23 protein-coding genes and 1 riboswitch are annotated in these 22,370 nt (G+C 72.8%); of the genes, 8 read left to right on the forward strand and 15 right to left on the reverse strand.

Annotated features, from left to right (window positions below; translation table 11 throughout):
* The first annotated feature begins 18 nt into the window (after positions 1 to 18).
* Positions 19 to 678, forward strand: coding sequence for a hypothetical protein (locus ACIBCA_RS26295; protein ID WP_396285459.1), 660 nt, complete (start codon positions 19 to 21; stop codon positions 676 to 678).
* On the opposite strand, the gene ACIBCA_RS26300 is transcribed toward ACIBCA_RS26295, so the two are convergent.
* From ACIBCA_RS26300 to thrC, 5 genes are all read right to left on the reverse strand, one after another.
* Complete coding sequence (locus ACIBCA_RS26300; protein WP_396285460.1) at positions 675 to 1,031, reverse strand: hypothetical protein; 357 nt, start codon at positions 1,029 to 1,031, stop codon at positions 675 to 677. The two genes, ACIBCA_RS26295 and ACIBCA_RS26300, sit on opposite strands and share 4 nt — an antisense overlap.
* A gap of 103 nt (positions 1,032 to 1,134) precedes the next feature.
* Positions 1,135 to 2,757: a chaperonin GroEL gene (gene groL, locus ACIBCA_RS26305; RefSeq protein WP_031063970.1), complete on the reverse strand. Its 1,623-nt coding sequence runs from the start codon at positions 2,755 to 2,757 to the stop codon at positions 1,135 to 1,137.
* Between the two features lie 286 nt (positions 2,758 to 3,043).
* Positions 3,044 to 3,247 (reverse strand): cold-shock protein, encoded by a 204-nt coding sequence (locus ACIBCA_RS26310; protein ID WP_030289665.1) that lies wholly within the window; start codon positions 3,245 to 3,247, stop codon positions 3,044 to 3,046.
* Between the two features lie 531 nt (positions 3,248 to 3,778).
* Positions 3,779 to 4,057 carry a ubiquitin-like small modifier protein 1 gene (locus ACIBCA_RS26315; RefSeq protein WP_396285461.1) on the reverse strand — a complete coding sequence of 93 codons (279 nt, stop codon included), beginning with the start codon at positions 4,055 to 4,057 and terminating at the stop codon, positions 3,779 to 3,781.
* 19 nt (positions 4,058 to 4,076) lie between these two features.
* The gene (gene thrC, locus ACIBCA_RS26320; protein ID WP_396285462.1) at positions 4,077 to 5,384 is read right to left on the reverse strand and encodes a threonine synthase; all 1,308 of its coding nucleotides are present in this window, start codon (positions 5,382 to 5,384) and stop codon (positions 4,077 to 4,079) included.
* A 16-nt stretch (positions 5,385 to 5,400) separates the two neighbouring features.
* Positions 5,401 to 5,536, reverse strand: a riboswitch (SAM riboswitch).
* Positions 5,537 to 5,695: 159 nt separating this feature from the next.
* Between thrC and ACIBCA_RS26325 the strand changes: the two genes are divergently transcribed.
* Positions 5,696 to 6,700 carry a glucosyl-3-phosphoglycerate synthase gene (locus ACIBCA_RS26325; RefSeq protein WP_396285463.1) on the forward strand — a complete coding sequence of 335 codons (1,005 nt, stop codon included), beginning with the start codon at positions 5,696 to 5,698 and terminating at the stop codon, positions 6,698 to 6,700.
* 38 nt (positions 6,701 to 6,738) lie between these two features.
* Entirely contained in the window at positions 6,739 to 8,214 is a 1,476-nt protein-coding gene (locus ACIBCA_RS26330; RefSeq protein ID WP_396285464.1) for a trehalose-6-phosphate synthase, read from the forward strand.
* On the opposite strand, the gene otsB is transcribed toward ACIBCA_RS26330, so the two are convergent.
* From otsB to ACIBCA_RS26345, 3 genes are all read right to left on the reverse strand, one after another.
* The gene (gene otsB / locus ACIBCA_RS26335) at positions 8,192 to 9,034 is read right to left on the reverse strand and encodes a trehalose-phosphatase (protein ID WP_396285465.1); all 843 of its coding nucleotides are present in this window, start codon (positions 9,032 to 9,034) and stop codon (positions 8,192 to 8,194) included. The genes ACIBCA_RS26330 and otsB overlap by 23 nt on opposite strands.
* An 87-nt stretch (positions 9,035 to 9,121) precedes the next feature.
* Positions 9,122 to 9,403: a DUF3263 domain-containing protein gene (locus ACIBCA_RS26340; protein ID WP_396285466.1), complete on the reverse strand. Its 282-nt coding sequence runs from the start codon at positions 9,401 to 9,403 to the stop codon at positions 9,122 to 9,124.
* Between the two features lie 50 nt (positions 9,404 to 9,453).
* Entirely contained in the window at positions 9,454 to 10,704 is a 1,251-nt protein-coding gene (locus ACIBCA_RS26345; RefSeq protein ID WP_396285467.1) for an extracellular solute-binding protein, read from the reverse strand.
* Between the two features lie 337 nt (positions 10,705 to 11,041).
* Between ACIBCA_RS26345 and ACIBCA_RS26350 the strand changes: the two genes are divergently transcribed.
* Together ACIBCA_RS26350 and nagA are read left to right on the forward strand one after the other, a co-directional pair.
* Positions 11,042 to 11,989: an ROK family protein gene (locus ACIBCA_RS26350; protein WP_396285468.1), complete on the forward strand. Its 948-nt coding sequence runs from the start codon at positions 11,042 to 11,044 to the stop codon at positions 11,987 to 11,989.
* Positions 11,986 to 13,167: an N-acetylglucosamine-6-phosphate deacetylase gene (nagA, locus tag ACIBCA_RS26355; RefSeq protein ID WP_396285469.1), complete on the forward strand. Its 1,182-nt coding sequence runs from the start codon at positions 11,986 to 11,988 to the stop codon at positions 13,165 to 13,167. The genes ACIBCA_RS26350 and nagA overlap by 4 nt, the downstream gene beginning before the upstream one ends.
* A 106-nt stretch (positions 13,168 to 13,273) precedes the next feature.
* Here nagA and ACIBCA_RS26360 read toward each other — a convergent pair whose 3' ends face one another.
* Positions 13,274 to 14,296 carry a hypothetical protein gene (locus tag ACIBCA_RS26360; RefSeq protein ID WP_396285470.1) on the reverse strand — a complete coding sequence of 341 codons (1,023 nt, stop codon included), beginning with the start codon at positions 14,294 to 14,296 and terminating at the stop codon, positions 13,274 to 13,276.
* A 167-nt stretch (positions 14,297 to 14,463) separates the two neighbouring features.
* Positions 14,464 to 16,263 (reverse strand): diguanylate cyclase domain-containing protein, encoded by a 1,800-nt coding sequence (locus tag ACIBCA_RS26365; RefSeq protein WP_396285471.1) that lies wholly within the window; start codon positions 16,261 to 16,263, stop codon positions 14,464 to 14,466.
* Positions 16,264 to 16,645: 382 nt separating this feature from the next.
* Between ACIBCA_RS26365 and ACIBCA_RS26370 the strand changes: the two genes are divergently transcribed.
* Complete coding sequence (locus tag ACIBCA_RS26370) at positions 16,646 to 17,173, forward strand: flavin reductase family protein (RefSeq protein WP_396285472.1); 528 nt, start codon at positions 16,646 to 16,648, stop codon at positions 17,171 to 17,173.
* A gap of 3 nt (positions 17,174 to 17,176) precedes the next feature.
* Here the strand turns inward: ACIBCA_RS26370 and arfB are convergent, their stop codons facing one another.
* On the reverse strand, positions 17,177 to 17,608 hold the full coding sequence (arfB, locus tag ACIBCA_RS26375) for an alternative ribosome rescue aminoacyl-tRNA hydrolase ArfB (RefSeq protein WP_396285473.1): 432 nt from the start codon (positions 17,606 to 17,608) through the stop codon (positions 17,177 to 17,179).
* A 202-nt stretch (positions 17,609 to 17,810) separates the two neighbouring features.
* Here arfB and ACIBCA_RS26380 point away from each other — a divergent pair, with 202 nt between their 5' ends.
* Positions 17,811 to 18,308, forward strand: a complete 498-nt coding sequence (locus ACIBCA_RS26380) for a hypothetical protein (protein ID WP_396285474.1) — start codon at positions 17,811 to 17,813, stop codon at positions 18,306 to 18,308.
* A 139-nt stretch (positions 18,309 to 18,447) separates the two neighbouring features.
* Complete coding sequence (locus ACIBCA_RS26385; protein ID WP_396285475.1) at positions 18,448 to 19,023, forward strand: TerD family protein; 576 nt, start codon at positions 18,448 to 18,450, stop codon at positions 19,021 to 19,023.
* 67 nt (positions 19,024 to 19,090) lie between these two features.
* On the opposite strand, the gene ACIBCA_RS26390 is transcribed toward ACIBCA_RS26385, so the two are convergent.
* The 4 genes from ACIBCA_RS26390 to folB form a co-directional block, all read right to left on the reverse strand.
* Positions 19,091 to 20,287 carry a hypothetical protein gene (locus tag ACIBCA_RS26390; RefSeq protein ID WP_396285476.1) on the reverse strand — a complete coding sequence of 399 codons (1,197 nt, stop codon included), beginning with the start codon at positions 20,285 to 20,287 and terminating at the stop codon, positions 19,091 to 19,093.
* 166 nt (positions 20,288 to 20,453) lie between these two features.
* The gene (locus tag ACIBCA_RS26395; RefSeq protein WP_396285477.1) at positions 20,454 to 20,942 is read right to left on the reverse strand and encodes a DUF3180 domain-containing protein; all 489 of its coding nucleotides are present in this window, start codon (positions 20,940 to 20,942) and stop codon (positions 20,454 to 20,456) included.
* A gap of 200 nt (positions 20,943 to 21,142) precedes the next feature.
* On the reverse strand, positions 21,143 to 21,739 hold the full coding sequence (gene folK / locus ACIBCA_RS26400; protein ID WP_396285478.1) for a 2-amino-4-hydroxy-6-hydroxymethyldihydropteridine diphosphokinase: 597 nt from the start codon (positions 21,737 to 21,739) through the stop codon (positions 21,143 to 21,145).
* Between the two features lie 42 nt (positions 21,740 to 21,781).
* Positions 21,782 to 22,141 carry a dihydroneopterin aldolase gene (gene folB, locus ACIBCA_RS26405; protein ID WP_387891786.1) on the reverse strand — a complete coding sequence of 120 codons (360 nt, stop codon included), beginning with the start codon at positions 22,139 to 22,141 and terminating at the stop codon, positions 21,782 to 21,784.
* Positions 22,142 to 22,370 lie beyond the last annotated feature (229 nt).

Here is a 22,370-nt window from a genome sequence, read left to right on the forward strand (position 1 = left end):
CCCGCGAACAATGAGCGCATGAACGAGCGCACGACCGAGGACCTGCTCACCGCCTGGACCGCCCTGCTGACCCGCTGCGGCGCCGCCGTCGACCCCGAGCCGTACGGGCGGGAGCTGCTGCGCCGCTGGTCCGAGCCGCAGCGCCGCTACCACGGCGTCGACCACCTGCGCGCCGTCCTGCGGCACGTCGACGACCTCGCCGCGCACGCCGCCGACGCGGACGCCGTCCGCCTCGCCGCCTGGTTCCACGACGCCGTCCACCGGCCCGACCGCACCGAGAACGAGGAGCGCAGCGCCGCCCTGGCCCACCGCGCGCTGACCGGGGCGGGCCTGCCCGCCGGACGCGTCGCCGAGGTCGAGCGCCTCGTCCTGCTCACCGTCACCCACGCCCCGGCCCCGGGCGACCGCGACGGCGAGGTGCTCTGCGACGCCGACCTCGCCGTCCTCGGCGGCTCCCCCGAGGCGTACGGGGCCTACGCGGCGGCCGTCCGCGAGGAGTACGGCTTCGTCCCCGAGCCGGACTTCCGTGCCGGGCGCGCGGCCGTCCTGCGCGCCCTCCTGGCGCTTCCAGCGCTCTTCCGCACCCCCGCCGCGAGCGCCCGCCTGGAGCAGCCCGCCCGCGCCAACCTCCAGGCCGAGTTGGCGACGCTCCAGGGCGTGCCGAAAGCCACGCTCTAACGCAACGCGCCCACCGCCGCGACGACTTCGCCCCGCTTGCCGCACACCCAGTGCGGCTCGGGGCCCAACTCCGGCTCCACACCCAGCGCGTGGGGGTCCCCGTCCTCGGCGCAGACGGTGCACAGCGGCCACCGCCCGTACGCCTCCAGCAGCGCGTCCTGCACGTCCTGGGCGACCAGCCCGAGCACGTACTCGGTGCCGTCCGGCCACTGCGCCAGCCACCACCGGCGGTGGGCCACGGCCTCCTCCACCAGCGAGACGACGGCGGCGTCCGCCACGTCCCGCGCGGTGAGGTCGGCCAGGATCAGCGCCCGGGCGTCGTGCAGGGCGGTCTCGATGTCGTCGGAAGCCATCCGCCCATTCTCCGCCCCAGGACGGCAACCCCGAAAACGCCGCGTGGGCGGCCCCCCGAAGGGAACCGCCCACGCGAACGAGGAACCAACCGATCCGTGAGGATCAGAAGTCCATGTCACCGCCCGGCATGCCGCCGCCGGCGGCCGCGGCGGCCTTCTCCGGCTTGTCGGCGATGACGGCCTCGGTGGTGAGGAACAGCGCCGCGATGGAGGCGGCGTTCTGCAGCGCGGAGCGCGTGACCTTGGCCGGGTCGATGATGCCCGCGGCGACCAGGTCGACGTACTCGTTGGTGGCGGCGTTCAGGCCGTGACCGGCGGGGAGGTTGCGCACCTTCTCCACCACGACGCCACCCTCGAGGCCGGCGTTGGTCGCGATCTGCTTGATCGGGGCCTCGAGCGCGACCTTGACGATGTTGGCACCGGTGGCCTCGTCGCCCTCCAGCTCCAGCTTGTCGAACGCGACACCGGCCTGCAGCAGCGCGACGCCACCACCGGCGACGATGCCCTCCTCGACGGCGGCCTTGGCGTTGCGGACGGCGTCCTCGATGCGGTGCTTGCGCTCCTTGAGCTCCACCTCGGTGGCCGCGCCGGCCTTGATGACGGCCACGCCGCCGGCCAGCTTGGCGAGGCGCTCCTGGAGCTTCTCGCGGTCGTAGTCCGAGTCGCTGTTCTCGATCTCGGCACGGATCTGGTTCACGCGGCCGGCGACCTGGTCGCTGTCGCCGCCACCGTCGACGATGGTGGTCTCGTCCTTGGTGATGACCACCTTGCGGGCGGTGCCCAGCAGGTCGAGACCGGCGTTCTCCAGCTTGAGGCCGACCTCCTCGGAGATCACGGTGCCACCGGTGAGGATGGCGATGTCGCCGAGCATGGCCTTGCGGCGGTCACCGAAGCCCGGGGCCTTGACGGCGACGGACTTGAAGGTGCCGCGGATCTTGTTCACGACCAGGGTCGACAGGGCCTCGCCCTCGACGTCCTCGGCGATGATGACGAGCGGCTTGCCGCTCTGCATGACCTTCTCCAGCAGCGGGAGCAGGTCCTTGACCGAGCCGATCTTGGAGTTGGCGATGAGGATGTACGGGTCCTCGAACGTCGCCTCCATGCGCTCCAGGTCGGTCGCGAAGTAGGCGGAGATGTAGCCCTTGTCGAAGCGCATGCCCTCGGTGAGCTCGAGCTCCAGACCGAAGGTGTTGCTCTCCTCGACGGTGATGACGCCTTCCTTGCCGACCTTGTCCATGGCCTCGGCGATGAGCTCGCCGATCTGGGTGTCGGCGGCCGAGATGGAGGCGGTGGAGGCGATCTGCTCCTTGGTCTCCACGTCCTTGGCCTGGGCCAGCAGCTGGTCCGAGACGGCGGCGACGGCCTTCTCGATACCGCGCTTCAGGGCCATCGGGTTGGCGCCGGCGGCGACGTTGCGCAGACCCTCGCGAACCAGGGCCTGGGCGAGCACGGTGGCGGTGGTGGTGCCGTCACCAGCGACGTCGTCCGTCTTCTTGGCGACCTCCTTGACGAGCTCCGCACCGATCTTCTCGTACGGGTCCTCGAGCTCGATCTCCTTGGCGATGGAGACACCGTCGTTGGTGATCGTGGGGGCGCCCCACTTCTTCTCCAGCACGACGTTGCGGCCCTTGGGGCCGAGCGTGACCTTCACCGCGTCGGCGAGCTGGTTCATGCCACGCTCGAGGCCGCGGCGAGCTTCCTCATCAAAGGCGATGATCTTGGCCATCAGAAGTGGTCCTCCGGGACACGGTCGACTGCTCGGACCAAGGGGTGCCCGCGACGGACGGTCCTGGTCGCGCAGGTCCATTCCCCTGCGCTCCCCGGGACCTCACCGACCCGGTCCGCTTATCACTCTCAAGCTCTGAGTGCTAACGCCAATGATTAGCACTCCGGGTGGTCGAGTGCAAGCCCCGGACACGCGAACGGGCCCGTACGACTGTCGTCGTACGGGCCCGCCGAAGAAGCGAGTGGTCACCAGCCGTGGGCCGCGACGAGCTCCTGGAGCCGGAAGGTCAGACCGCCGCGCGAACCATGTCCGCCTGCGGGCCCTTCTGTCCCTGGGAGATCTCGAACTCGACCCGCTGGCCCTCCTCGAGGGTGCGGTAGCCGTCCATCTGGATCGCGCTGTAGTGGACGAAGACGTCCGCACCACCGTCGACCGCGATGAAGCCGTAGCCCTTCTCCGCGTTGAACCACTTGACGGTGCCCTGAGCCATTCCGAACTCCCCTAGTGCTGTGCTGGCCCTTCACGCGCCCGCAGGTCGCGGGCCCGGTTCTGGTAGGCCGGCCCGGGGAACCCCCCCTGGGCGCAGCCGCGGCCGCCGTGGTACGCCGGGCGAGGCGATTACGTCGACCGCGGCTGAATGTATCCGGATCGACGCCCTCTGCAACAGAGCCAATCGCCGGGAATTCCGACGCAGCGTCAAGGGACAATCCCGAGCGAACCTGGAGGAAATCGGCATTTCAGCCCGGACACAGCGGACGAATTACCCCAATCCGCCACCGGAATTCTGACATCTGCCTGACATGTTTCACGGCCCCTGCCCCGGGCCGGTCTCAGCGGCCGGACCCCGTCCGGCGAATCGGAAAAGGAACCTCGTTCCCAACCGAGCCACACTCTACTCCCACTCGACCAGGAAATATTCCCGCCGAAATGCAAGGGCCGTCCACACATGCGGAGAATCGAATTCCGCACGCGTGAACGGCCGTTTCAAGCCCTTGCCGAGCCCTTGCCGGACCCTTGCGGGTCAGCAGCCTCCGGCGACCGCCGGAATGATCGAGACGCTCGCGCCGTCCTTGATCCCGGTCGCCAGTCCCTCGGCGAAACGCACGTCGTCGTCGTTCACGTACACGTTCACGAAACGGCGCAGCTTGCCGGTGTCGTCCAGGATGCGGGCCGCGATGCCCGGGTGGTTCTTCTCCAGGTCGGCGACGACCTCGCCCAGGGTGGCGCCCTCGGCGCTCACCTCGGCGGCGCCGCCGGTGTAGGTGCGCAGGATGGTGGGGATGCGGACGTTCGCGCTCATGGCTCTCCTATCGGGTGGTTCAGGCGGACGCGAGGCCGGCGTCGCGGAAGGACGCCAGGGTGGGGCGGATGACGGCGGTCATCCCGGCGTCGGAGACGGCGTCCAGCGTCTTGAGGCCGTCGCCGGTGTTGATCGCGACGGTCTCCTTGGCCGGGTCCAGCTGCCCGGTCTCGACCAACTTCTTGAGCACGCCGACGGTCACGCCGCCCGCGGTCTCGGCGAAGATCCCCTCCGTACGGGCCAGCAGCCGGATCGCCTCCACGACCTCCGCGTCCGTCACGTCCTCGACGGCGCCGCCGGTGCGGCGGGCGATGTCCAGCACGTACGGGCCGTCCGCCGGGTTGCCGATGGCCAGCGACTTGGCGATGGTGTCCGGCTTGACCGGCCGGATCACGTCACGGCCGTCCTTGAACGCCGTGGACACCGGGGAGCAGCCCTCGGCCTGCGCACCGAAGATCCGGTACGGCCGGTCCTCCACGAGGCCGAGCTTGATCAGCTCCTGCAGCCCCTTGTCGATCTTCGTCAGCTGCGAGCCCGAGGCGACCGGGATGACGATCTGCTCCGGCAGCCGCCAGCCGAGCTGCTCGCAGATCTCGTACGCCAGCGTCTTGGACCCCTCGCCGTAGTACGGCCGCAGGTTGACGTTCACGAAGCCCCAGCCCTCGCCGGCCGGGTCCCCGATGAGCTCCGAGCAGAAGCGGTTCACGTCGTCGTAGTTGCCCTCGATGCCGACGAGCTCGCCGCCGTACACCCCGGCCATCACGACCTTGCCCTGCTCCAGGTCGTGCGGGATGAACACGCAGGACCGGAAGCCCGCCCGGGCCGCCGCCGCGCCCACCGCACCGGCCAGGTTGCCGGTCGAGGAGCAGGACAGCGTGGTGTACCCGAAGGCCCGCGCCGCCTCGATCGCGCAGGCGACCACGCGGTCCTTGAACGAGTGCGTCGGGTTGCCGGAGTCGTCCTTGACGTGCAGCTGCGCGGTGAACCCGAGCTCGCGGCCCAGGTTGTCCGCCTTCACCAGCGGGGTCCACCCCGGGTTCAGGTTCGGCTTGGAGGCGACGTCGGCCGGCACCGGCAGCAGCGGCGCGTAGCGCCAGATGGACGCGGGCCCGGCCTCGATCCGCTTGCGCAGCTCCTCGGCGCCCTCGCTGCCGAACTCGTACGCGATCTCCAGCGGCCCGAAGCACTCCAGGCAGGCGAAGCTGGGGCCGAGCGGGAAGCGGGTTCCGCACTCCCGACAGGACAGGGCGGCGGCGGGGCCGAGGTCCACGGTCGGGGGTACCTCCGGCCGGAGGCTGGGGGTAGGTGCGGCAACGTCGATGGCCATGATGGCGGAGCCTCTCTCCTCATCTTCCCCGCGGCGCGGTCGCGCCACAGGCCGGAATTGGCACCTGTCCCGCCGGGGCCTGTCGAAGACAGCCGAGCGAGAAGGTTGCCGGGACGTCAACGGGCCGTTCCCTCAGTCCCTCTGGATGAGCTTGTGAAATTGTGGTGGTGCTCGGGCGGTTACCCCAGTGTGCCAAGGTCCGACCGCCGTACGAAGACTGTATCCGAAGGCGTCAAACCCGAATCGGGCTGTCCGCCACGCGAGATGACACGTCTCGACCAAGCCCGCCCGACCCCGTCGAGGAGAACCCCGTGCCCGCCGAACCGACCCCCGAGCTCCTCCCGCAGGCGGCGTCCTGGCTACGCCGGCGCTCCTGGGCCGCGGCGGACCGGCCGGCCCAGGACCTCCTGCGCGCCAAGGAGCGCACGGGCCACACCGTCAGCGTCGTCCTGCCCGCCCTCGACGAGGAGGCGACCGTCGGGGACATCGTCCGCACCATCCGCCGCGAACTGATGGAACGCCTCCCCCTCGTCGACGAACTCGTCGTCGTCGACTCCGGCTCCACCGACGCCACCGCCGCCGCGGCCGCCGAGGCCGGCGCCCGCGTCGAACACCGCGACGCCATCCTCCCGCGCCTGCCCGCCGTCCCCGGCAAGGGCGAGGTCCTCTGGCGCTCCCTGCTCGTCACCCACGGCGACCTCGTCTGCTTCATCGACGCCGACCTGCGCGAGTTCGACCCCGCCTTCGTCTCCGGCATCCTCGGCCCGCTGCTCACCGAGCCCGACATCCAGCTGGTCAAGGCCATGTACGACCGCCCCCTGGAGACGGAGTCGGGCGCGATCGTCCCCGCCGGCGGCGGCCGCGTCACCGAACTCGTCGCCCGCCCGCTCCTCAACCTCCACTGGCCAGAACTCGCCGGTTTCGTCCAGCCCCTGGGCGGCGAGTACGCGGCCCGCCGCTCCCTCCTCGAACGCCTGCCCTTCCCCACCGGCTACGGCGTCGAGCTCGGCCTCCTCGTCGACGCCCTCGAAACCGTCGGCCTCGACGCCCTCGCCCAGGTCGACGTCGGCGTCCGCCACCACCGCCACCAGGACGGCCAGGCCCTCGGCCGGATGGCCGCCACCATCTACCGCACCGCCCTCGAACGCCTCGACCGCACCCACCGCCTCAAGGCCGGCGCCGACCTCGTCCGCCCCCTCCTCACCCAGTTCACCCGCTCGCCCGAAACACGGGAGTTCACCGCCCACACCCTCCCCGTCACCGCCCTCGAACGCCCCCCGATGCACACCGTCCCGGAATACGCGACCCGCCACTGAGGGGTTTGCCACCCCCACCCCCCGGCAAGATGCCAACCATGGGCGATCTCACGACCGAACGTTCGAGCGCGACCGGCACCGCCCCCGTCCTGGTGGCCTCCAATCGGGGCCCGGTGTCCTTCGGCACCGCGGACGACGGCACCCTGACCCTCCGCAGAGGCGGCGGCGGCCTGGTCTCCGGCCTCTCCGCCATCGACGACCCCAACGCCGTCTGGGTCTGCGCGGCCCTGAACGACGCCGACCGCCGGGCCGCCCGGGAAGCCCCCCACGGCCGCCTCGACCTCGCCGGCCACGACGTCGGCGGCCAGGCCGTCCGGATGCTCGACCTCGACCCCGAGACCTTCGCCCACGCCTACAACGGCGTCGCCAACTCCACCCTCTGGTTCGTCCACCACCTGCTGTACGCGACCCCCACCGCCCCCGCCTTCGACGCCGGCTTCCGCACCCAGTGGGCCGACTACACCACCTACAACACGGCCTTCGCCGAAGCCCTCGCCGCCGAAGCCGCCCCCGGGGCCGCCGTCCTCGTGCAGGACTACCACCTCTCCCTGACCCCGGCCCTCCTGCGCGCCGCCCGCCCCGACCTGCGCATCGGCCACTTCTCCCACACCCCCTGGGCCCCGCCCGAGTACTACCGGCTGCTCCCCGACGACGTCGCCGCGGCCGTCCTCACCGGCATCCTCGGCGCCGACCGCGCCGGCTTCCTCACCGAACGCTGGGCCCGCGCCTTCGCCGCCTGCTGCGAATCCGTCCTCGGCGCCACCGTCGACCACGAGGCCCTCACCGTCACGCACGACGGCCGCACCACCCGGCTCGGCGTCCACGCCCTCGGCGCCGACGCCGACTTCCTCCGCGAACGCGCCCACCGCCCCGACGTCGACGAACGCCTCGCGGCCCTGCGCGAGGCCGTCGGCGAGCGCCGCACGATCGTCCGCGTCGACCGCACCGAGCTGAGCAAGAACATCGTCCGCGGCCTCCTGGCCTACCGGCACCTGCTCCGCACCCGCCCCGATTGGCAGGACCGGGTGGTCCACCTCGCCTTCGCGTACCCCTCGCGCACCGACCTCGCCGAGTACCGCGACTACACCGCCGCCGTCGAGACCCTGGCCGCCGAGATCAACGCCGAGTTCGCCACCGACACCTGGCAGCCCCTGATCCTCCACGTCAACGACGACTTCCCCCGCAGCCTCGCCGCCTACCGCCTCGCCGACGTCGCCCTCGTGAACCCCATCCGCGACGGCATGAACCTCGTCGCCAAGGAGGTCCCCGTCGTCTCCGACCACGGCTGCGCGCTCGTCCTCTCCCGCGAGGCCGGCGCCCACGCCGAACTCAAGGACGACGCCCTCGTCGTCAACCCCTACGACGTGATCGCCACCGCCGAGGCCCTCCACACGGGCCTCACCATGCCCCCCGAGGAACGCGCCGCCCGCACCAAGCGCCTGGCCGACGCCGCCACCGCCCTCCCCCCGCAGCAGTGGTTCCTCGACCAGCTCAACGCGCTCCGAACGCCCTGATCTCCTCCCCCAGGCCCCCCAGCAGCTCCACCACCCCCTCCGGCCCGGACACCACCACGTCCGCCCGCTCCGCCAGCTCCCGCACCGGCGCGTCCCCCACCGTCCCGGCGCACACCAGCACGCCCTTCAGCCCCTCCCCCCTCAACTTCTCCACCGCCGCGAACGCCGCCACGTCCCCCAGGTCGTCCCCCGCGTACAGCACCGCCCTCGCCCCCCGCTCCCGCAGGAAGCCGGTCAGCGCCGCCCCCTTGTCCACCCCCGGCGGCCGCAGCTCCAGCACCAGCCGCCCCGGCTCCACCACCAGCCCGCACTCCGCCGCCAGCTCCCCCACCGGCTGCCTCAACAGCTCCAGCGTCTCCTCCGGCGCAGCCGTCCGCCTGGTGTGCACCGCCACCGACCGCCCCTTGTCCTCCACCCACGTCCCCTCCGGCGCCCCCGCCCGCGCCAGCACCCCCGGCAGCGCCGCCCTCGCCCGCTCCACCCCCGGATCCACCCGCGGCGCGGTCAGCACCCCGTTCTCCCACCGCTCCGCCCCGTAGTGCCCCAGCACCACCACCCCGGGCACCTCCTCCAGCCCCCCGTACTCCACCGCCAACCCCGCCGGCCGCCCGGTCACCACCACCACGGCCCCCACCACCGGCGCCAGCCCCCGCAACACCCCCACCACTCCGGGATGCGCCCTGGCCGCACTCGGATCGGCCACGATCGGCGCCAACGTCCCGTCGAAGTCCAACGCGATCACCGCCTCCCCCGGCGCCCCCACGATCGCCCGCACCCCGTCCCGCCCGGCCCCGGTCCCGACCCGCTCCTCGATATCCATACCGACCCCCATACCCCCGAATCCCCACCCCTCGAACAGCAACGGGCGCGCGGACCGAAGCCCGCGCGCCCGCGACACGCCACACCCTCAGCGGGCCCCCCGCCTCGCTTCCCGCACCCGCCGCAGCCGGTTGACCAGCACCGGAGCCGTCGCCAAGGCCTCCCCCCGGTCCAGCAACCCGTTCAGCAGCTGGTAGTACCGCGTGGGCGAGAGCCCCAGCTCCTCCCGGATCGCCCGCTCCTTCGCCCCGGCCGTCCGCCACTGCCGCCCCTCGAGCGCCAGCACCGCCCGTTCCCGCTCGCTCAGCTCACCCTGCTCACTCAGCTCACCCGGCTCGCTCAGCTCACCCGGATCACTCGGATCACCCACGGACCACACCTCCTCGGAGAGCCCATTGTCCGGCGAGCCGCCGACAGGCCCTACTTCCGGACCCGGGCCGCCTCCTTCAGCGCGGCGTCCTGGATCCCCCCGAGCACCGTCTTCGGGTCCCCCGTGACGGCCTGCCCGATCCCCGCCTTGATCCGGTTGCTGACCTCACCCCAGGCCGGGTCCCCGAACGGGTAGAAGCTCGCGTTCGTCAGCCCGGCCGCGAACTGCTTCAGGTCCTCGTGCTTCGGGTCCCCCGTCATCTGCGCGAAGGCGTCCTGGGTGACCGGCAGCAGGTTGTACTGCTCGTCGAACCGCAGCTGGTGCTCCTTGCCGTACACGTAGCTGACGAACTTCTTGATCTCGTTCTTGTGCCCGTTCGCCTTGAAGGCCATCAGCCAGTCCGCGACCCCGAGGCTCCCGGTCTTCCCGACCCCGTCCTTCTTGGGGATCGGCGCCGTCCCGAAGTCGATCTTCCCGGCGGACGCCATCCGCAGCAGGGTCGGGTGCCCGTTGAGCATCGCGACCTTCCCGGCCGCGAAGTCCTGGAACACCGGGGTGCGGTTCATCTTGCCGGGCTCGTTGTACGTCAGCCCGGGCGCGACCAGGTTGTTCTTGAGCCAGGTGAAGGTCGCCTGGTTCTGCGGGCTGTCGATCGTGTAGTTGCCGACGTCGTCGGAGAGGCTCCCGCCCCCGCTCAGCGTCCACAGCATCGACTCGGCCGGCGCCTCCTCGTTCCCGAGCGGCAGCCCGTACGGCGTCACCCCGGGCACCTTGGCCTTGATCTTCTCGGCGTCCTGCCGCAGCTCGTTCCAGGTGGCCGGCGGCTGGGTGATCCCGGCCTGCCGGAAGACCGCCTTGTTGTAGAAGAGCACCCGCGAGGACGAGACGAACGGGATCCCGTACTGCGTGCCGAGCACCTGCCCGGCGTGCGCGAAGTTCTCCATGAACTTGGCCTGGGTATCCATGGAGAGCACGTCGGCCGCCGGGTAGAGCCGGTCCGCCGCGACCTGGTCGGCGAACCCGCCGGTCTGGAGGAGGTCCGGCGACTTCCCGGCCGCGACCATGTCCTCGACCTTCTTGCCGATGTCCGTCCAGCTGTCGACCTCGACGTCGACCTTGATGCCGGGGTTGGCCGATTCGAAGCCCTTGGCGATCTCGTCCCAGTAGTGCTTGGAGCTGGTCTCGTCGCTCTCCCCGTAGTCGGCGGCGACCAGCTTGAGGGTCACCGGCCCGTCGTCCTTCGCGCTGCAGGCGCTGACCGCGGTGAGCACCAGGGCTCCGGCCAGCGCAGTACCGAGCACACGGGAGGGAACGTGGGCGCGCCTGTTCAACGCGGGTACCGCCTTCAATAAGGAAAGAACTACGGCCGGAGGAGGGACTCCGGTCGGGGGGAGGCGCCACACTGCCAAACGCGGCGCCCACTGGTCCACACCACTCGACCGAGCCCACCGAGTAGTTATCGAAGTGCGGAGGTCGTTGCACGATGCGCAACAGCAGGTGAACGGACGACCTCCCGGACGCGCCGTCCGCAAAGCCACCCACTCCCCCCGATCTGCGACAAAGCTCACCCAACCTGGACCAGACCAATCCGACAACTGGACTAGACCTCTTAGACCCGACCAAGGGAAACTGTCCTCCGTGAAGCACGTCATCGCACTCGATGTAGGCGGCACCGGCATGAAGGCCGCGCTGCTCGCCCAGGACGGCTCCGTGCTGTTCGAAGCACGCCGACCGACCGGGCGGGAGCACGGCACGGACGCCGTGGTCGCCGCCATCCTCGACTTCGCCGCCGACCTCGCGGACGAGGGCCGGGCCCGCTACGGCGTCGCCCCCCTCGCCGCCGGCGTCGCCGTCCCGGGGACGATCGACGAGAGGAACGGGATCGCGGTCTACTCGGCCAACCTCGGCTGGCGAGACCTCCCGCTGCGCAAGCTCCTCGGCGAGCGCCTGGCCGCCCCCGGCGACCGGGCGATCCCGGTGGCGCTCGGCCACGACGTGCGCTCCGGCGGCCTCGCCGAGGGCCGGCTCGGCGCCGGCCGGGGCGTGGACCGCTTCCTGTTCATCGCCCTGGGCACCGGCATCGCCGGCGCCATCGGCATCGACGGCCGGATCGAGGCCGGGTCCCACGGCTACGGCGGCGAGATCGGCCACGTCGTGGTCCGCCCCGGCGGGCCCCTGTGCGGCTGCGGCGCCCGCGGCTGCCTGGAGACCCTGGCCTCCGCCTCCGCCGTCTCCCGCGCCTGGGCCGAGGCCAGCGGCGACCCCGACGCCGACGCGGCATCCTGCGCCGCCGCGGTGGACGCCGGGGACGACCGCGCCCTCGCCGTCTGGCAGGGCGCCGTCGACGCCCTGGCGGACGGCATCGTCCTCGCCCAGAGCCTGCTCGACCCGTCCACGGTGATCGTCGGCGGGGGGCTGGCCGAGGCCGGCGACACGCTCTTCACCCCGCTGCGCGCGGCGGTCACCGAGCGCCTGACCTTCCAGATGCCCCCGAAGGTCGTACCCGCCATGCTCAAAGACACCGCCGCATCCCTCGGCGCGGGCCTGCTCGCCTGGGATCTGCTCTCCTTGGAGGTGACCGCGTGACCACCGCGGACCGTGACCGTACCGCCCTCGCCGGCGCCCGCCTCGTCCTTCCCGGCGGCGTCGTGGACGGCGACCGCCTGGCCGTCGAGGGCGAGCGCATCGCCGGCCTCGGGGGCGAGACCGAACCCGGCGACCTCGACCTGAGCGGCCACACCGTCGTTCCCGGCTTCGTCGACCTGCACGTCCACGGCGGCGGCGGCGCCTCCTACGCCTCCGGCATCGCCGAGGAGGCCCTGCGGGCGGCCCGCACCCACCTGGAGCACGGCACCACCACGACGATCGCCTCCACCGTCACCGGTGAGATCGACGAGGTCGCCCGCCAGGCCGCCGTCCTCTCCGAGCTCGTCGAGGACGGCGTCCTCGCCGGCGTCCACTTCGAGGGCCCGTTCATCTCGCACAACCGCTGCGGCGCCCACCGCCCCGACCTGCTGCGCGACCCGGACCCGGCGCTGGTGCGCAAGCTCGTCGACGCCGCCCGCGGCCACGCCAAGATGGTCACCCTGGCCCCCGAGCTGCCCGGCGGCATGGAGTCCGTCCGGATGCTCGCGGACCTCGGCGTCATCGCCGCCGTCGGCCACACCGACTCGGACTACGCCACCACCCTCGAGGCCGTCGAGGCCGGCGCCACCGTCGCCACCCACCTGTTCAACGCCATGCCCGGCATCGCCCACCGCGCCCCGGGCCCGATCGTGGCGCTGCTGGAAGACGAGCGGGTCACCGTCGAGCTGATCAACGACGGCGTGCACCTGCACCCGTCCGTCCTCGACCTCGCCTACGGCACCGCCGGCGCGAACCGCGTCGCCCTGATCACCGACGCCATGGGCGCCGCCGGCATGGGCGACGGCCTGTACCCGCTCGGCCCGCTCCAGGTCGAGGTCAGGAACGGCGTCGCCCGCCTCGTCGAGGGCGGCTCCATCGCCGGCTCCACCCTCACCCTGGACGTGGCGTTCAAGCGCTCGGTCACCGTCAACCGGCTGAGCCTGAACCAGACCGTCGAGTCGCTCTCCACCACCCCGGCCCGCCTGCTCGGCCTCTCCGACTCCCTCGGCTCCCTGGAGACCGGCAAGCTCGCCGACCTGGTCGTCGTGGACTCCACCACCTACGACCTGGTCGCCGTCATGCGCCGCGGCCGGTGGATCCTCGGCGGCGACCGCTTCCCCCGGATCAAGCCCGCCTGACCCGCCCGACCCGCCCGACCCGCCCGCTCGTTGCGCGAAGGCCGCCCTCCCCACCGGGGAACGGGCGGCCTTCGCGCGTCACGGCCCGGGCACGGCCCGGCTACGGCTAGCCGGAGTACGGCTCGATGGTGATCTGGTCGATCAGCACCGGCCCGGACGGCACCGTGAAGGCCACGGTGTTCGACCCGGCCTGGAACTGCGGCAGTATCCAGGTGTTGAACCAGGCGGCCGTCTGGTCCTTGGGCGCCGTCCCGCCGTAGACCTTGTACGTGATCCCGTTCGGCCAGTCCTTGCCGTTCACCGCGACCGCGCCCTTGATGTCCGCGCCGGCGTAGTTGTAGTGCACGTTCAGCTTGTACGTCCCGGCCGTGGGGATGTCCCCGGTCCAGGTCACCGACCCGCCCGGCTGGAGCGTCAGGTAGCTGCCGTCCGCGGACTTGGCGCCCTTGACGCCGTTGCCCAGCGGCGCGTTCTGCGCCTGGAGCTGCCCGGCGTCCACGGTGCCGGAGCCCGAGCCGGCCGAGGCGCTCGCCGAGGGCGTGCCGGTGCCGGTGGTGCCCGTGGCCGGGCCGGTGGGGGCCGGCGGCGCGACCGTCGAGGTGCCGCCCTTGGCGTTCTTGTCCGTCGTGTCCGGGTCGCTGCCGGACAGCGCGATCCCGGCGCCGATGGCGATCGCCGCCACCACCGCGACGGCGCCGATCACCGCGCCCTTGCTGCGCCCGCTGCTCTGCCGGTCGCCGGGCCGCTCCTCGCCCGGCTGCGGCCGGGAGTGCTCGGCGTAGCGGTTCTGCTGGGTCGGCGCGGCGCCGTACTCGGGCTGCTGCTGGCCGTACTGCGGCTGCTGCTGCCCGTACGGGGCCTGGCCCTGCTGGCCGTACTGCTGCGGGTTCCCCTGCTGCTCGTACGGCGCCTGCGGCCCGCGCGGCGCCTGGCCGTACTGCGCCTGGCCGTACTGGGCGCGTCCGACCTCCATCGGGCGGTTGTACGAGGTCCGGGGCACACCCTGCTGCGGCTCGGCCGGCGCCGGGGACCCTTCGGCCGGGCGGTACAGGTAACCGAACGGGTCGTCGTCCTGCGGGGCACCGCCCCCCTGGCCCTCGGGCACTCCGTTGCTGCCGGCGGTCGTCACGGTGGTCTACTCCCCCATCCGGTGGGCACCGCCTGGCTGCGGGCCCGCGGCACGGATCATGGACGCTGTCGTCTGCCGGAACCCTACCTGCCGTACACGACGACGGGGAAAGAACCCTTGACAACCCACGGGTAACCTGCGCGCCCCCGGCTCGATCCCAGGGCGTGTCAGCCCGCCCGCCGGTGCGAGCGCTCCCCCCGCGCGCCGCGCACCGCGCCGCCCCTGGCCCGCTTCTCGTCGTACATCCGCTCGTCCGCGGTGTGGAGCACCTCCTCGATGCTCATCCCGCAGCCGGCCCAGCCGACGCCCAGGCTCACCCCGACGCGCATCGCCCGGCCGTCGATCCGCATCGGCGGGATGATCGCGTTGCGCAGCCGGTGGGCGAGGTCCTTGGCCTCCTCGCGCCCGATGCCGTCCGCCAGCACCACGAACTCGTCGCCGCCGAGCCGGGCCACCGTGTCGCCGTCCCGGACGGCCTGGCTCAGCCGCCGGGCGACCTCGACCAGCACCGAGTCGCCCGCGTTGTGCCCGAACCGGTCGTTGATCGACTTGAAGCCGTCCAGGTCGCAGAAGAGCACCGCGAGCCCCTTGTCCTGCGCGGCCGCGCCGCCGCGGAAGGACGCGGACCACGCCTCGCCGCCCGGCGCCTGGTCCTCGGGGACGACGGCGTGCACGTGCTCCCCGTAGCCGAGGCCAGCCGGCGCCCGGCCGTCCGCCTCCCCGTACCCGTGCACCGGCCCGCCGTACGGGTCCGCGCCCTCCAGGGCGTCGTGGGCCGCGTGCGCGCTGTACGAGTCCGACGGGTGGGCGTACGCCGCCGGGTACGCCGTCTCGACCTGCCCGCCGACCGGCCCGCCGGAGGTGGCGACCGCGCCGGAGGGCACCTCCGCGCAGAGCCGGCGCGCGAGGCGGGCCTTGAGCTCGGCGCCGTTGGGCAGGCCCGTGAGCGCGTCGTGGCTGGCCCGGTGGGCGAGCTGCAGCTCGTGCCGCTTGCGGTCCTCGATGTCCTCGACGTGGGTGAGCAGGAAGCTCGGGCCCTCGGCCGCGTCCGCCACGATCGAGTTGCGCAGACAGACCCACTGGTAGCCGCCGTCCCGCCGGGAGAGCCGCAGCTCCGCCCGGCCGCTCTCGGCGCTGGTGCGCTCCAGCAGGGCGCGGTCGTCGGGGTGGACGAGGTCGGCGAAGCTCTGCTGGCGCAGCACGGCGCGGGGGCGGCCCAGCAGGCGGCAGAGCGCGTCGTTGACGCGGGTCAGCTGCCCGCGCCCGACGCCGTGCAGTTCGGTGATCGCCATGCCGCTGGGCGCGTACTCGAAGGCCTGGCGGAAGCTTTCCTCACTGGCCCGCAGCGCCTGCTGCTCCTTCTCCAGCCTGGCCAGCGCGCGTTGCATCTCCGCGCGTAGGCGGGCGTTGCCGATGGCGATGGACGCCTGGAGGGAGAACATCTCCAGGGCCTCGCGGGTCCACGCGCCGGGCCGCTTGCCGCTGCGCGGGCGGTCCACCGAGAGCACGCCGAGCAGGTCCCCGCCGGCGCTGTACATGGGGGCGAGCAGCCCGTCGGCGGGGTGCCAGTCGTTGGCGTAGACGGGCATCGGCCCGTCCCCGATCCAGCGGGGGATGTCGCCGGCGACGGCCCAGCCGCGGTCGTACGGGAGGAAGCGCAGGGTGCCCCAGTGGTCGCTGACGCCGAGCAGCCGGTCCCAGGACTCCCGGGAGCCGACCTGGCCGAGCAGCACGGACGGGCCGCCCATGGTGCTCTCCTCGAGCTCCCAGACGGCCGCCACCACGAGGTCGCCGTCCGGGCGGACGAGGCTGACCGCGGCGGCGTCGAAGCCGAGCCCGTGCACCGCGCCCTCGACGACGGCCTGCAGCGTCCCCGCCAGGCTGCGGGCAGCGTTGAGGTCCGCCACGACCCGGTGCAAGGTGCGGAGGGTCGCGAGACGGACGTACGGCTCCGACTCGGCTTCCATGCGGGGGCTCCCCGGCTGCTTCGGATGGTTCTTGATTGGTTATCGTCCGATTGCCAGAAGAACTGAATCACAGGGAGCACAGCGTTCGGCACGCTCGGTCAGCAATAGGCCACCTGTTGTGACTTAAATCACATAGCACTAATGCGCCCTTAATCAGTTCATCCACCCATAACCGGACATCGTCCGCTATCAGGACAATTCCCGTGGTCGACCGGTACGCCCCCGCCCTGAAGACGGCTGCCGTCCGCCGGTCCCCTCGCTTCACCCCCGCGAGTGATCCCGGCGTGATCTCCGCCACGGCCCGTAACCCCGCGGCTGCGCCGGTGGTCCTACGACCAGGGCCCGATACCGCGCCACCGGGGTGACGACTACCGTGCGGTACGTGTACCCGTCCCCGCAGCCCGAAGCTGCCCCCCACGCCACGCCCGACGAGTTCCGGGCAGCACTCTCCCAGCTCGCCGCCGGCGTGAGCCTGGTGACCGTCCACGACCCCGAGGACGGCGAGGACGTCGGCATGACCGCCACGTCCTTCCTCTCGGTGTCGCTGGAGCCGCCGCTGGTGCTGATCTCGGTGCGCGAGGACTCCCGGATGGACGAGGTGCTCTCCCGCACCGACACCTGGGCGGTCTCGGTGCTCGCCGAGGGGCAGAAGACGCTCGGCTCCCGCTTCGCCATGAAGGGCCGCCTCAGCGACCGGCTGCTGTTCGCGGACACCCCGCACCGCCGCGGCGCGCACAGCGACGCCCCGCTGATCGAGGGCGCCCTGGCCACCGTCGAGTGCCGCACCGAGCAGCGCATAGCGGCCGGCGACCACACCCTGCTGGTCGGCCGCGTCCTGGAGGCCACCGTCCCCACCCCCGGCGGCCGCCCCCTGCTCTACTTCCACGGCGGCTACCGCGCCCTGGGGTGACGACTACTCGCCCTTCGGGGACCTGCGCCCCTCCTTGACCTCCGAGCGGTGCCGCTTGTTGTACAGCCGCCGCTCGACCATCCCCCGGCTCGGCTTGGTCGCCCGCCGGCTCTTCGGCGGCGGCGCGCACGCCTCGCTCAGCACCGCCGCCAGCCGCGCCGCGGCCGCCTCCCGGTTGCGCCACTGCGAACGGAACTCCGAGGCCGTCACCACCAGCACCCGGCCGTCCACCAGCCGCGGGGCCAGCCGCTCCAGCGCGCGCTCGCGCCACACCTCGGGCAGCGCCTTCGAGGCGGCCAGGTCGTAGCGCAGCTCGGCCTTGGAGTCGGAGGTGTTGACGTGCTGGCCACCGGGGCCGGAGGAACGTGAGAAGCGCCAGACGAGCTCGGCGTCGGGGACGACCACCGACCCCCGTACGCGAATGGGCTCAGGCATGCCCCCATTCTCCCGCCCCACCCCGCCGAGGTCACCCGGTTATCCATGACTCGCCCGCTCGCCTCCGGGCGCTCTTGACCCGGCGCCGACGGTCGGCGCTCCCTCGCTCCTCCGTCGCTCCCTCGCTTCTCCCTTTCGGCGCCGGCGCGCCCTTCGGCTCGGGGCGGGGCCCGGTTACCCGGGCGGCCCCCGACCCCCGACAATGGCGTACGTGATCGAGCTCGGCTACTCCCTCTCCAACCGCTTCCCCGACCCCCCGCAGACGGACTACCGCACCGCCCCCGTGCGCTCCCTGCGGTACGACCTGTTCTGCGGCGACGTCTACCTGGACGCCGAGGGCGCCGAACTCTCCACCCGCTGGGCCTGGGTGCCCGTCCTGGACTTCGCCTGGGCGCTGTGCGACATCGCCGAGGAGCTGGACCGCGACCCCGACGGCTCGCGCGCCGCCCGGGTGCAGACCGCCGACCTCGACTTCACCCAGAACACCGAGCTGCTGCGCTTCGCCCGCCGCTTCAACTGGGTCGAGATCACCGCCACCTGGCTGCCCGACGAGCCACCCGCCGTCGTCCGCCACAGCGAACTGCGGCGCGAGGCCCGCGACTTCCTCCAGGACACCCTCGCCGACCTCTTCGACATGCACCCCGACCTGGCCGACAACCCGAACGTCTGGACGCTCCAGGGCCGATTCCCGCGCATCTGACCGCTCCATTGCCCCGGCTTTGCCTCGCAATGACGCCCTTGCGCGGAATTGACGCAGAATTCCCGCCCGGCACGGAACCAAGCCCCCGAAGAACCGCGTTGTCCCGGGAAAAGCGAGCGATCGAAGGGACTGCAACGTCATGCCAGTGAGCCTCACCAAGGGTGGCAACGTCTCGCTGACCAAGGAGGCCCCCGGCCTGTCCGCGGTCAGCATCGGCCTGGGCTGGGACGTCCGCACCACCACCGGCACCGAATTCGACCTCGACGCCAGCGCGATCGTCCTGAACGCGGACGGCAAGGTGCTCACCAACGGGCACTTCGTCTTCTTCAACAACACCAGCTCGCCGGACAACACCGTCGTGCACACCGGCGACAACCGCACCGGTGAGGGCGCGGGCGACGACGAGTCGATCAACGTCAACCTCGCGGGCCTGCCCGCCGAGGCCGTCAAGATCACCTTCCCGGTGACCATCTACGACGGCACCGCCCGCGGCCAGAACTTCGGCCAGGTCCGCAACGCCTACATCCGCGTGGTCAACGCCGCCGGCGGCGCCGAGATCGCCCGCTACGACCTCTCCGAGGACGCCGCCACCGAGACGGCGATGATCTTCGGCGAGCTGTACCGCAACGGCGCCGAGTGGAAGTTCCGCGCGGTCGGCCAGGGCTACGCCTCCGGCCTGGCCGGCATCGCCCAGGACTTCGGCGTCCAGATCTGACGCCCGCGGAGAACGCCGAACGGCGCGGAAGGTCACCAGGACCCTCCGCGCCGTTCGGCGTTCACGCTCAGCGCGAGGCGCGCAGCTCCGGAAGCTGGATCAGCTCCGTCTCGTCCTCCGGCGTCAGGTCCACCACCTCGGGCACACCCGCCGCCTGCTGCTCCCCGGCCGTCGCGACCGCCTGAGGGGCCGCCTGGGGAGCCGCCTTCGGGGCGACCTCCGCGGAAGCCGCCGCCTCGGCCTTCGCCTTCGCCGCGACCGCCTCGTCCCCGACCACGTCCGCCAGGTCCGCCCGCTCGCCCAGCTCGGCGATGCTGCCCACCGCCGGCGCCGGCGCGGCGGCCTTCACGGCCGCCCCCGGGTTGCGCCCGAAGAAGCTGAAGCCCGACCCGCGCCCCTGCCCGGACTGCCCCGGGCGCGGCCGCTGCCGCTCCACCGTGGCGGGCGTCGCCGCCGCCGCGTTCGGCGTACCGCCGAGCTGACCGACCGTCGCCGTCAGCGCCGGGCGCACCGGCGCGGGCGGCACCGGGGTCGCCCGCTCGGGGGCCTCCGCCACCGGCGCCTGCGCCGGGGTGGGCACCGAGGGCGCCACCGGGGCCGGCACGGCCACCGCGGCGGGCGCAGGAGCCGCCTGCGCGGCCGGGGCGGTACGCGCCCTCAGCGCGACCTCGGCACCCGCCGTACGCGCCCGCCCGGCTTCCCGCCCGGCTTCCCGCTCGGACTCCTGCTGGGCCGCCCGCCGCTCCAGCTGCCGCAGCACCGAGGCCGCGCGGACGTACGCCGCCGGGCTCGCCGGGTGCTTGGGCCGGCTCGCGGCCAGCGCCCGCTGGGCCGCCTCGGCCTCCTTGAGCGCCTGCTCGGCCACCGTCACGGCCCGCTCGCGCAGCAGCCGGGCGATCTCCGTCTCGGCCTTCGCCAGCCGCGACTTCTCCGCCGTCAGCCGGCGCCCGAACCTGGTCGCCCGCTCCTCGGCGACCTCCGCCGCGTACTCGGCCTCCGCCAGCTGCTCCTCGAAGCGCTCCTCGGCCCGCATCCGCTGCGCGGCGGCGGTCTCGGCGGCCGCCCGGGCCGCCCGGTCCCGCTGACGCAGCAGCAGTGCGAAGCCGAGTGTCGCGATCACGGCCGCGACGCCCACCGAGCGCACCAGGATGGTGTCCTGACTGACGAGCAACGCGGCCAGAGCGGCCACGAGGAGCACGCCGGCGGCGGTGGGGGGGAAGATCCGGCCGAGGACGGAGGAATGACGGTGGCGTCCGCGAGACATGCCAAGAAACTAGCGTGCGAATTGGGGCCGTGTCAGCCCAGGGTCCCCTTCGACCCTCTCCGACCCGCTCCGGCCCTTGACAGCGCGTCCCGGCGGCTCCCGACTCCCGCCGACTCCCCACGCGTCTCAGCGGCTCTCAGCGGGTCTCAGCGGGTCTCAGCGGGTCTCAGCGGTGCGAGGCCGCCGGCCCGCCCGGGTCGTCGTGGTTCTCGGGCAGCTTGCACACGTGCTGGATCCACAGCGCCGCCGCGATCACCGCCGCCCCCGCCAGCACCGCCAGCCCGGCCGTGACGGCCTGATCCTTGCGGGCCGACACGTCCAGCTCGCCGAGCAGGTAGATCCCGGCGCCCGCGTAGACGCCGGTGACCACCGCCGAGACCAGGGCGCTGGCCTGCCCCAGCACCACCGCGCGGGCCGCCAGCAGCGGGTCCACGCCCTTGGCCCCGGGCTGGCGCTCGCGCACGGCCTTGAGGCGGGCGCGCAGCGAGAGCGCGGTGGCCAGCAGGATCACCGCCACCGCCGCCAGCACCACCGGCGCGGCCGCCGGCACCGCGGGCAGCGTGTCCAGCGAGGCCCACAGCTTGGAGCCGGCCCAGGACAGCGCCGTCGTGGCGGCGGTGATGCCGATCAGCAGACGGAGGCGAAGCAGCTTCACGCGGTGCAGGTCCTTCCCGGGGTGTCGGAGCCGCCGGCCGCCCCGGTCGGCCCGGCGCGGAGGCGCCAGGCCACCGTACCGGGCCCGGCCGGGCGGACATCTACTCGTACGGCCGGGCCCCCCGAAGGAGTTCCCGGGAGGAGTTCCCGGGAGGAGTTCCCGGGAGAGGTTCCCGGCCCGGCCCGCAGGCCCGTGCCGCCCTACTCGGGCAGCGTCAGCCGGATGTCGTCGCGCCGCTTGACGCCCTGCGCGTCCGCGCCGCCGAGCGCCGCCAGCAGCGCGTCCACCCGCCCGTGGCCGGGCACCTCGGCCTCCGGCTGGGCGTCCAGCCAGGGCGCGAGCACGAACGCGCGCTCGTGCGAGCGCGGGTGCGGCAGCAGCAGCACCGGGTCGTCGCTCAGCTCGCCCTCGTAGGCCAGGATGTCGACGTCCAGGGTGCGCGGGCCCCAGCGGACCTCCCGCACCCGCCCGAAGGCGTCCTCGATCGCGTTGCCGCGCTCCAGGAGGTCCTTCGGCGGCAGCGAGGTGCGCAGCACCACGACCGCGTTGTAGTAGTTCGGCTGCTCCTCGGGCCCGCCGACCGCCTCGGTCTCGTAGACCGCGGAGACGGCCTTGATCGCCAGCCCGGGCGTGTCGGCCAGCGCGTCGACGGCCCCCTGCAGGGTGTCCAGCCGGTTGCCCAGGTTGCTGCCCAGGGCGATCACCGCGCAGCGCTGCCCGTGCAGCGTGGTGTCGGCGGAGTCCACCCGGCTCTCCAGGTCGAACGCGTTCGGCGCGGCGGTCGGGTCACTGCTCATCGGGGAAGTCCTCTGCCTCGGGTACCAGGTGCGCGGTGGGGGTCATGCGCGGCCCCGGTGGATGGTCACGGTCACGTCGTCGAACGGCACGGTGATCGGGGCATCCGGCTTGTGCACGGTGACCTCGACCTCCTCGACCGCCTCGTGCTTGAGGCACTGGTCGGCGATGCGCTGCGCCAGGGTCTCGATCAGGTCGACCGGCTCCCCCGCGATGATCGCGGTGACCTCCTCGGCCACGATGCCGTAGTGCGCCGTGCGGGTGAGGTCGTCTCCGGACGCGGCGGGGCGGGTGTCCAGGTGGAGCACCAGATCGACCACGAAGGTCTGGCCCTCGACGCGCTCGCGCTCGAAGACGCCGTGGTGGCCCCGGGCGCGCAGGCCCCGCAGGGTGACGCGGTCCAGCAAACGAATCACTGCTCCCAGTCGGACGGGCCCGCCCGGAAAACGGCGTGAACGGGCAGGGCGGAGGCGGGCGGCACGGCCCGCCACTCCGTTTCGAATCTACCCGCGGGCGCGGACAACGCCTGACCGTCCTACCCGGCACGAACCGTCGCCACGCGCGCCGGAATGGCGATTGACGTGAACGTTCGGTGACCACTCGGGAATTCCCCGGCGACGACGCCGAGGAGAT

This window comes from Kitasatospora sp. NPDC051170 (assembly GCF_044455705.1).
Lineage (GTDB): Bacteria > Actinomycetota > Actinomycetes > Streptomycetales > Streptomycetaceae > Kitasatospora.

What these genes read in the sequence shown, in the direction of transcription:
- ACIBCA_RS26315 (WP_396285461.1), bottom strand. Translation starts at nt 4,057, where the DNA reads ATGAGCGCGAACGTCCGCATCCCCACCATCCTGCGCACCTACACCGGC.
- ACIBCA_RS26330 (WP_396285464.1), top strand. Translation starts at nt 6,739, where the DNA reads ATGGGCGATCTCACGACCGAACGTTCGAGCGCGACCGGCACCGCCCCC.
- ACIBCA_RS26295 (WP_396285459.1), top strand. Translation starts at nt 19, where the DNA reads ATGAACGAGCGCACGACCGAGGACCTGCTCACCGCCTGGACCGCCCTG.
- ACIBCA_RS26390 (WP_396285476.1), bottom strand. Translation starts at nt 20,287, where the DNA reads ATGTCTCGCGGACGCCACCGTCATTCCTCCGTCCTCGGCCGGATCTTC.
- ACIBCA_RS26380 (WP_396285474.1), top strand. Translation starts at nt 17,811, where the DNA reads ATGGCGTACGTGATCGAGCTCGGCTACTCCCTCTCCAACCGCTTCCCC.
- ACIBCA_RS26365 (WP_396285471.1), bottom strand. Translation starts at nt 16,263, where the DNA reads ATGGAAGCCGAGTCGGAGCCGTACGTCCGTCTCGCGACCCTCCGCACC.
- groL (WP_031063970.1), bottom strand. Translation starts at nt 2,757, where the DNA reads ATGGCCAAGATCATCGCCTTTGATGAGGAAGCTCGCCGCGGCCTCGAG.
- otsB (WP_396285465.1), bottom strand. Translation starts at nt 9,034, where the DNA reads ATGGATATCGAGGAGCGGGTCGGGACCGGGGCCGGGCGGGACGGGGTG.
- arfB (WP_396285473.1), bottom strand. Translation starts at nt 17,608, where the DNA reads ATGCCTGAGCCCATTCGCGTACGGGGGTCGGTGGTCGTCCCCGACGCC.
- ACIBCA_RS26310 (WP_030289665.1), bottom strand. Translation starts at nt 3,247, where the DNA reads ATGGCTCAGGGCACCGTCAAGTGGTTCAACGCGGAGAAGGGCTACGGC.
- thrC (WP_396285462.1), bottom strand. Translation starts at nt 5,384, where the DNA reads ATGGCCATCGACGTTGCCGCACCTACCCCCAGCCTCCGGCCGGAGGTA.
- folK (WP_396285478.1), bottom strand. Translation starts at nt 21,739, where the DNA reads ATGAGCAGTGACCCGACCGCCGCGCCGAACGCGTTCGACCTGGAGAGC.
- ACIBCA_RS26385 (WP_396285475.1), top strand. Translation starts at nt 18,448, where the DNA reads ATGCCAGTGAGCCTCACCAAGGGTGGCAACGTCTCGCTGACCAAGGAG.
- ACIBCA_RS26300 (WP_396285460.1), bottom strand. Translation starts at nt 1,031, where the DNA reads ATGGCTTCCGACGACATCGAGACCGCCCTGCACGACGCCCGGGCGCTG.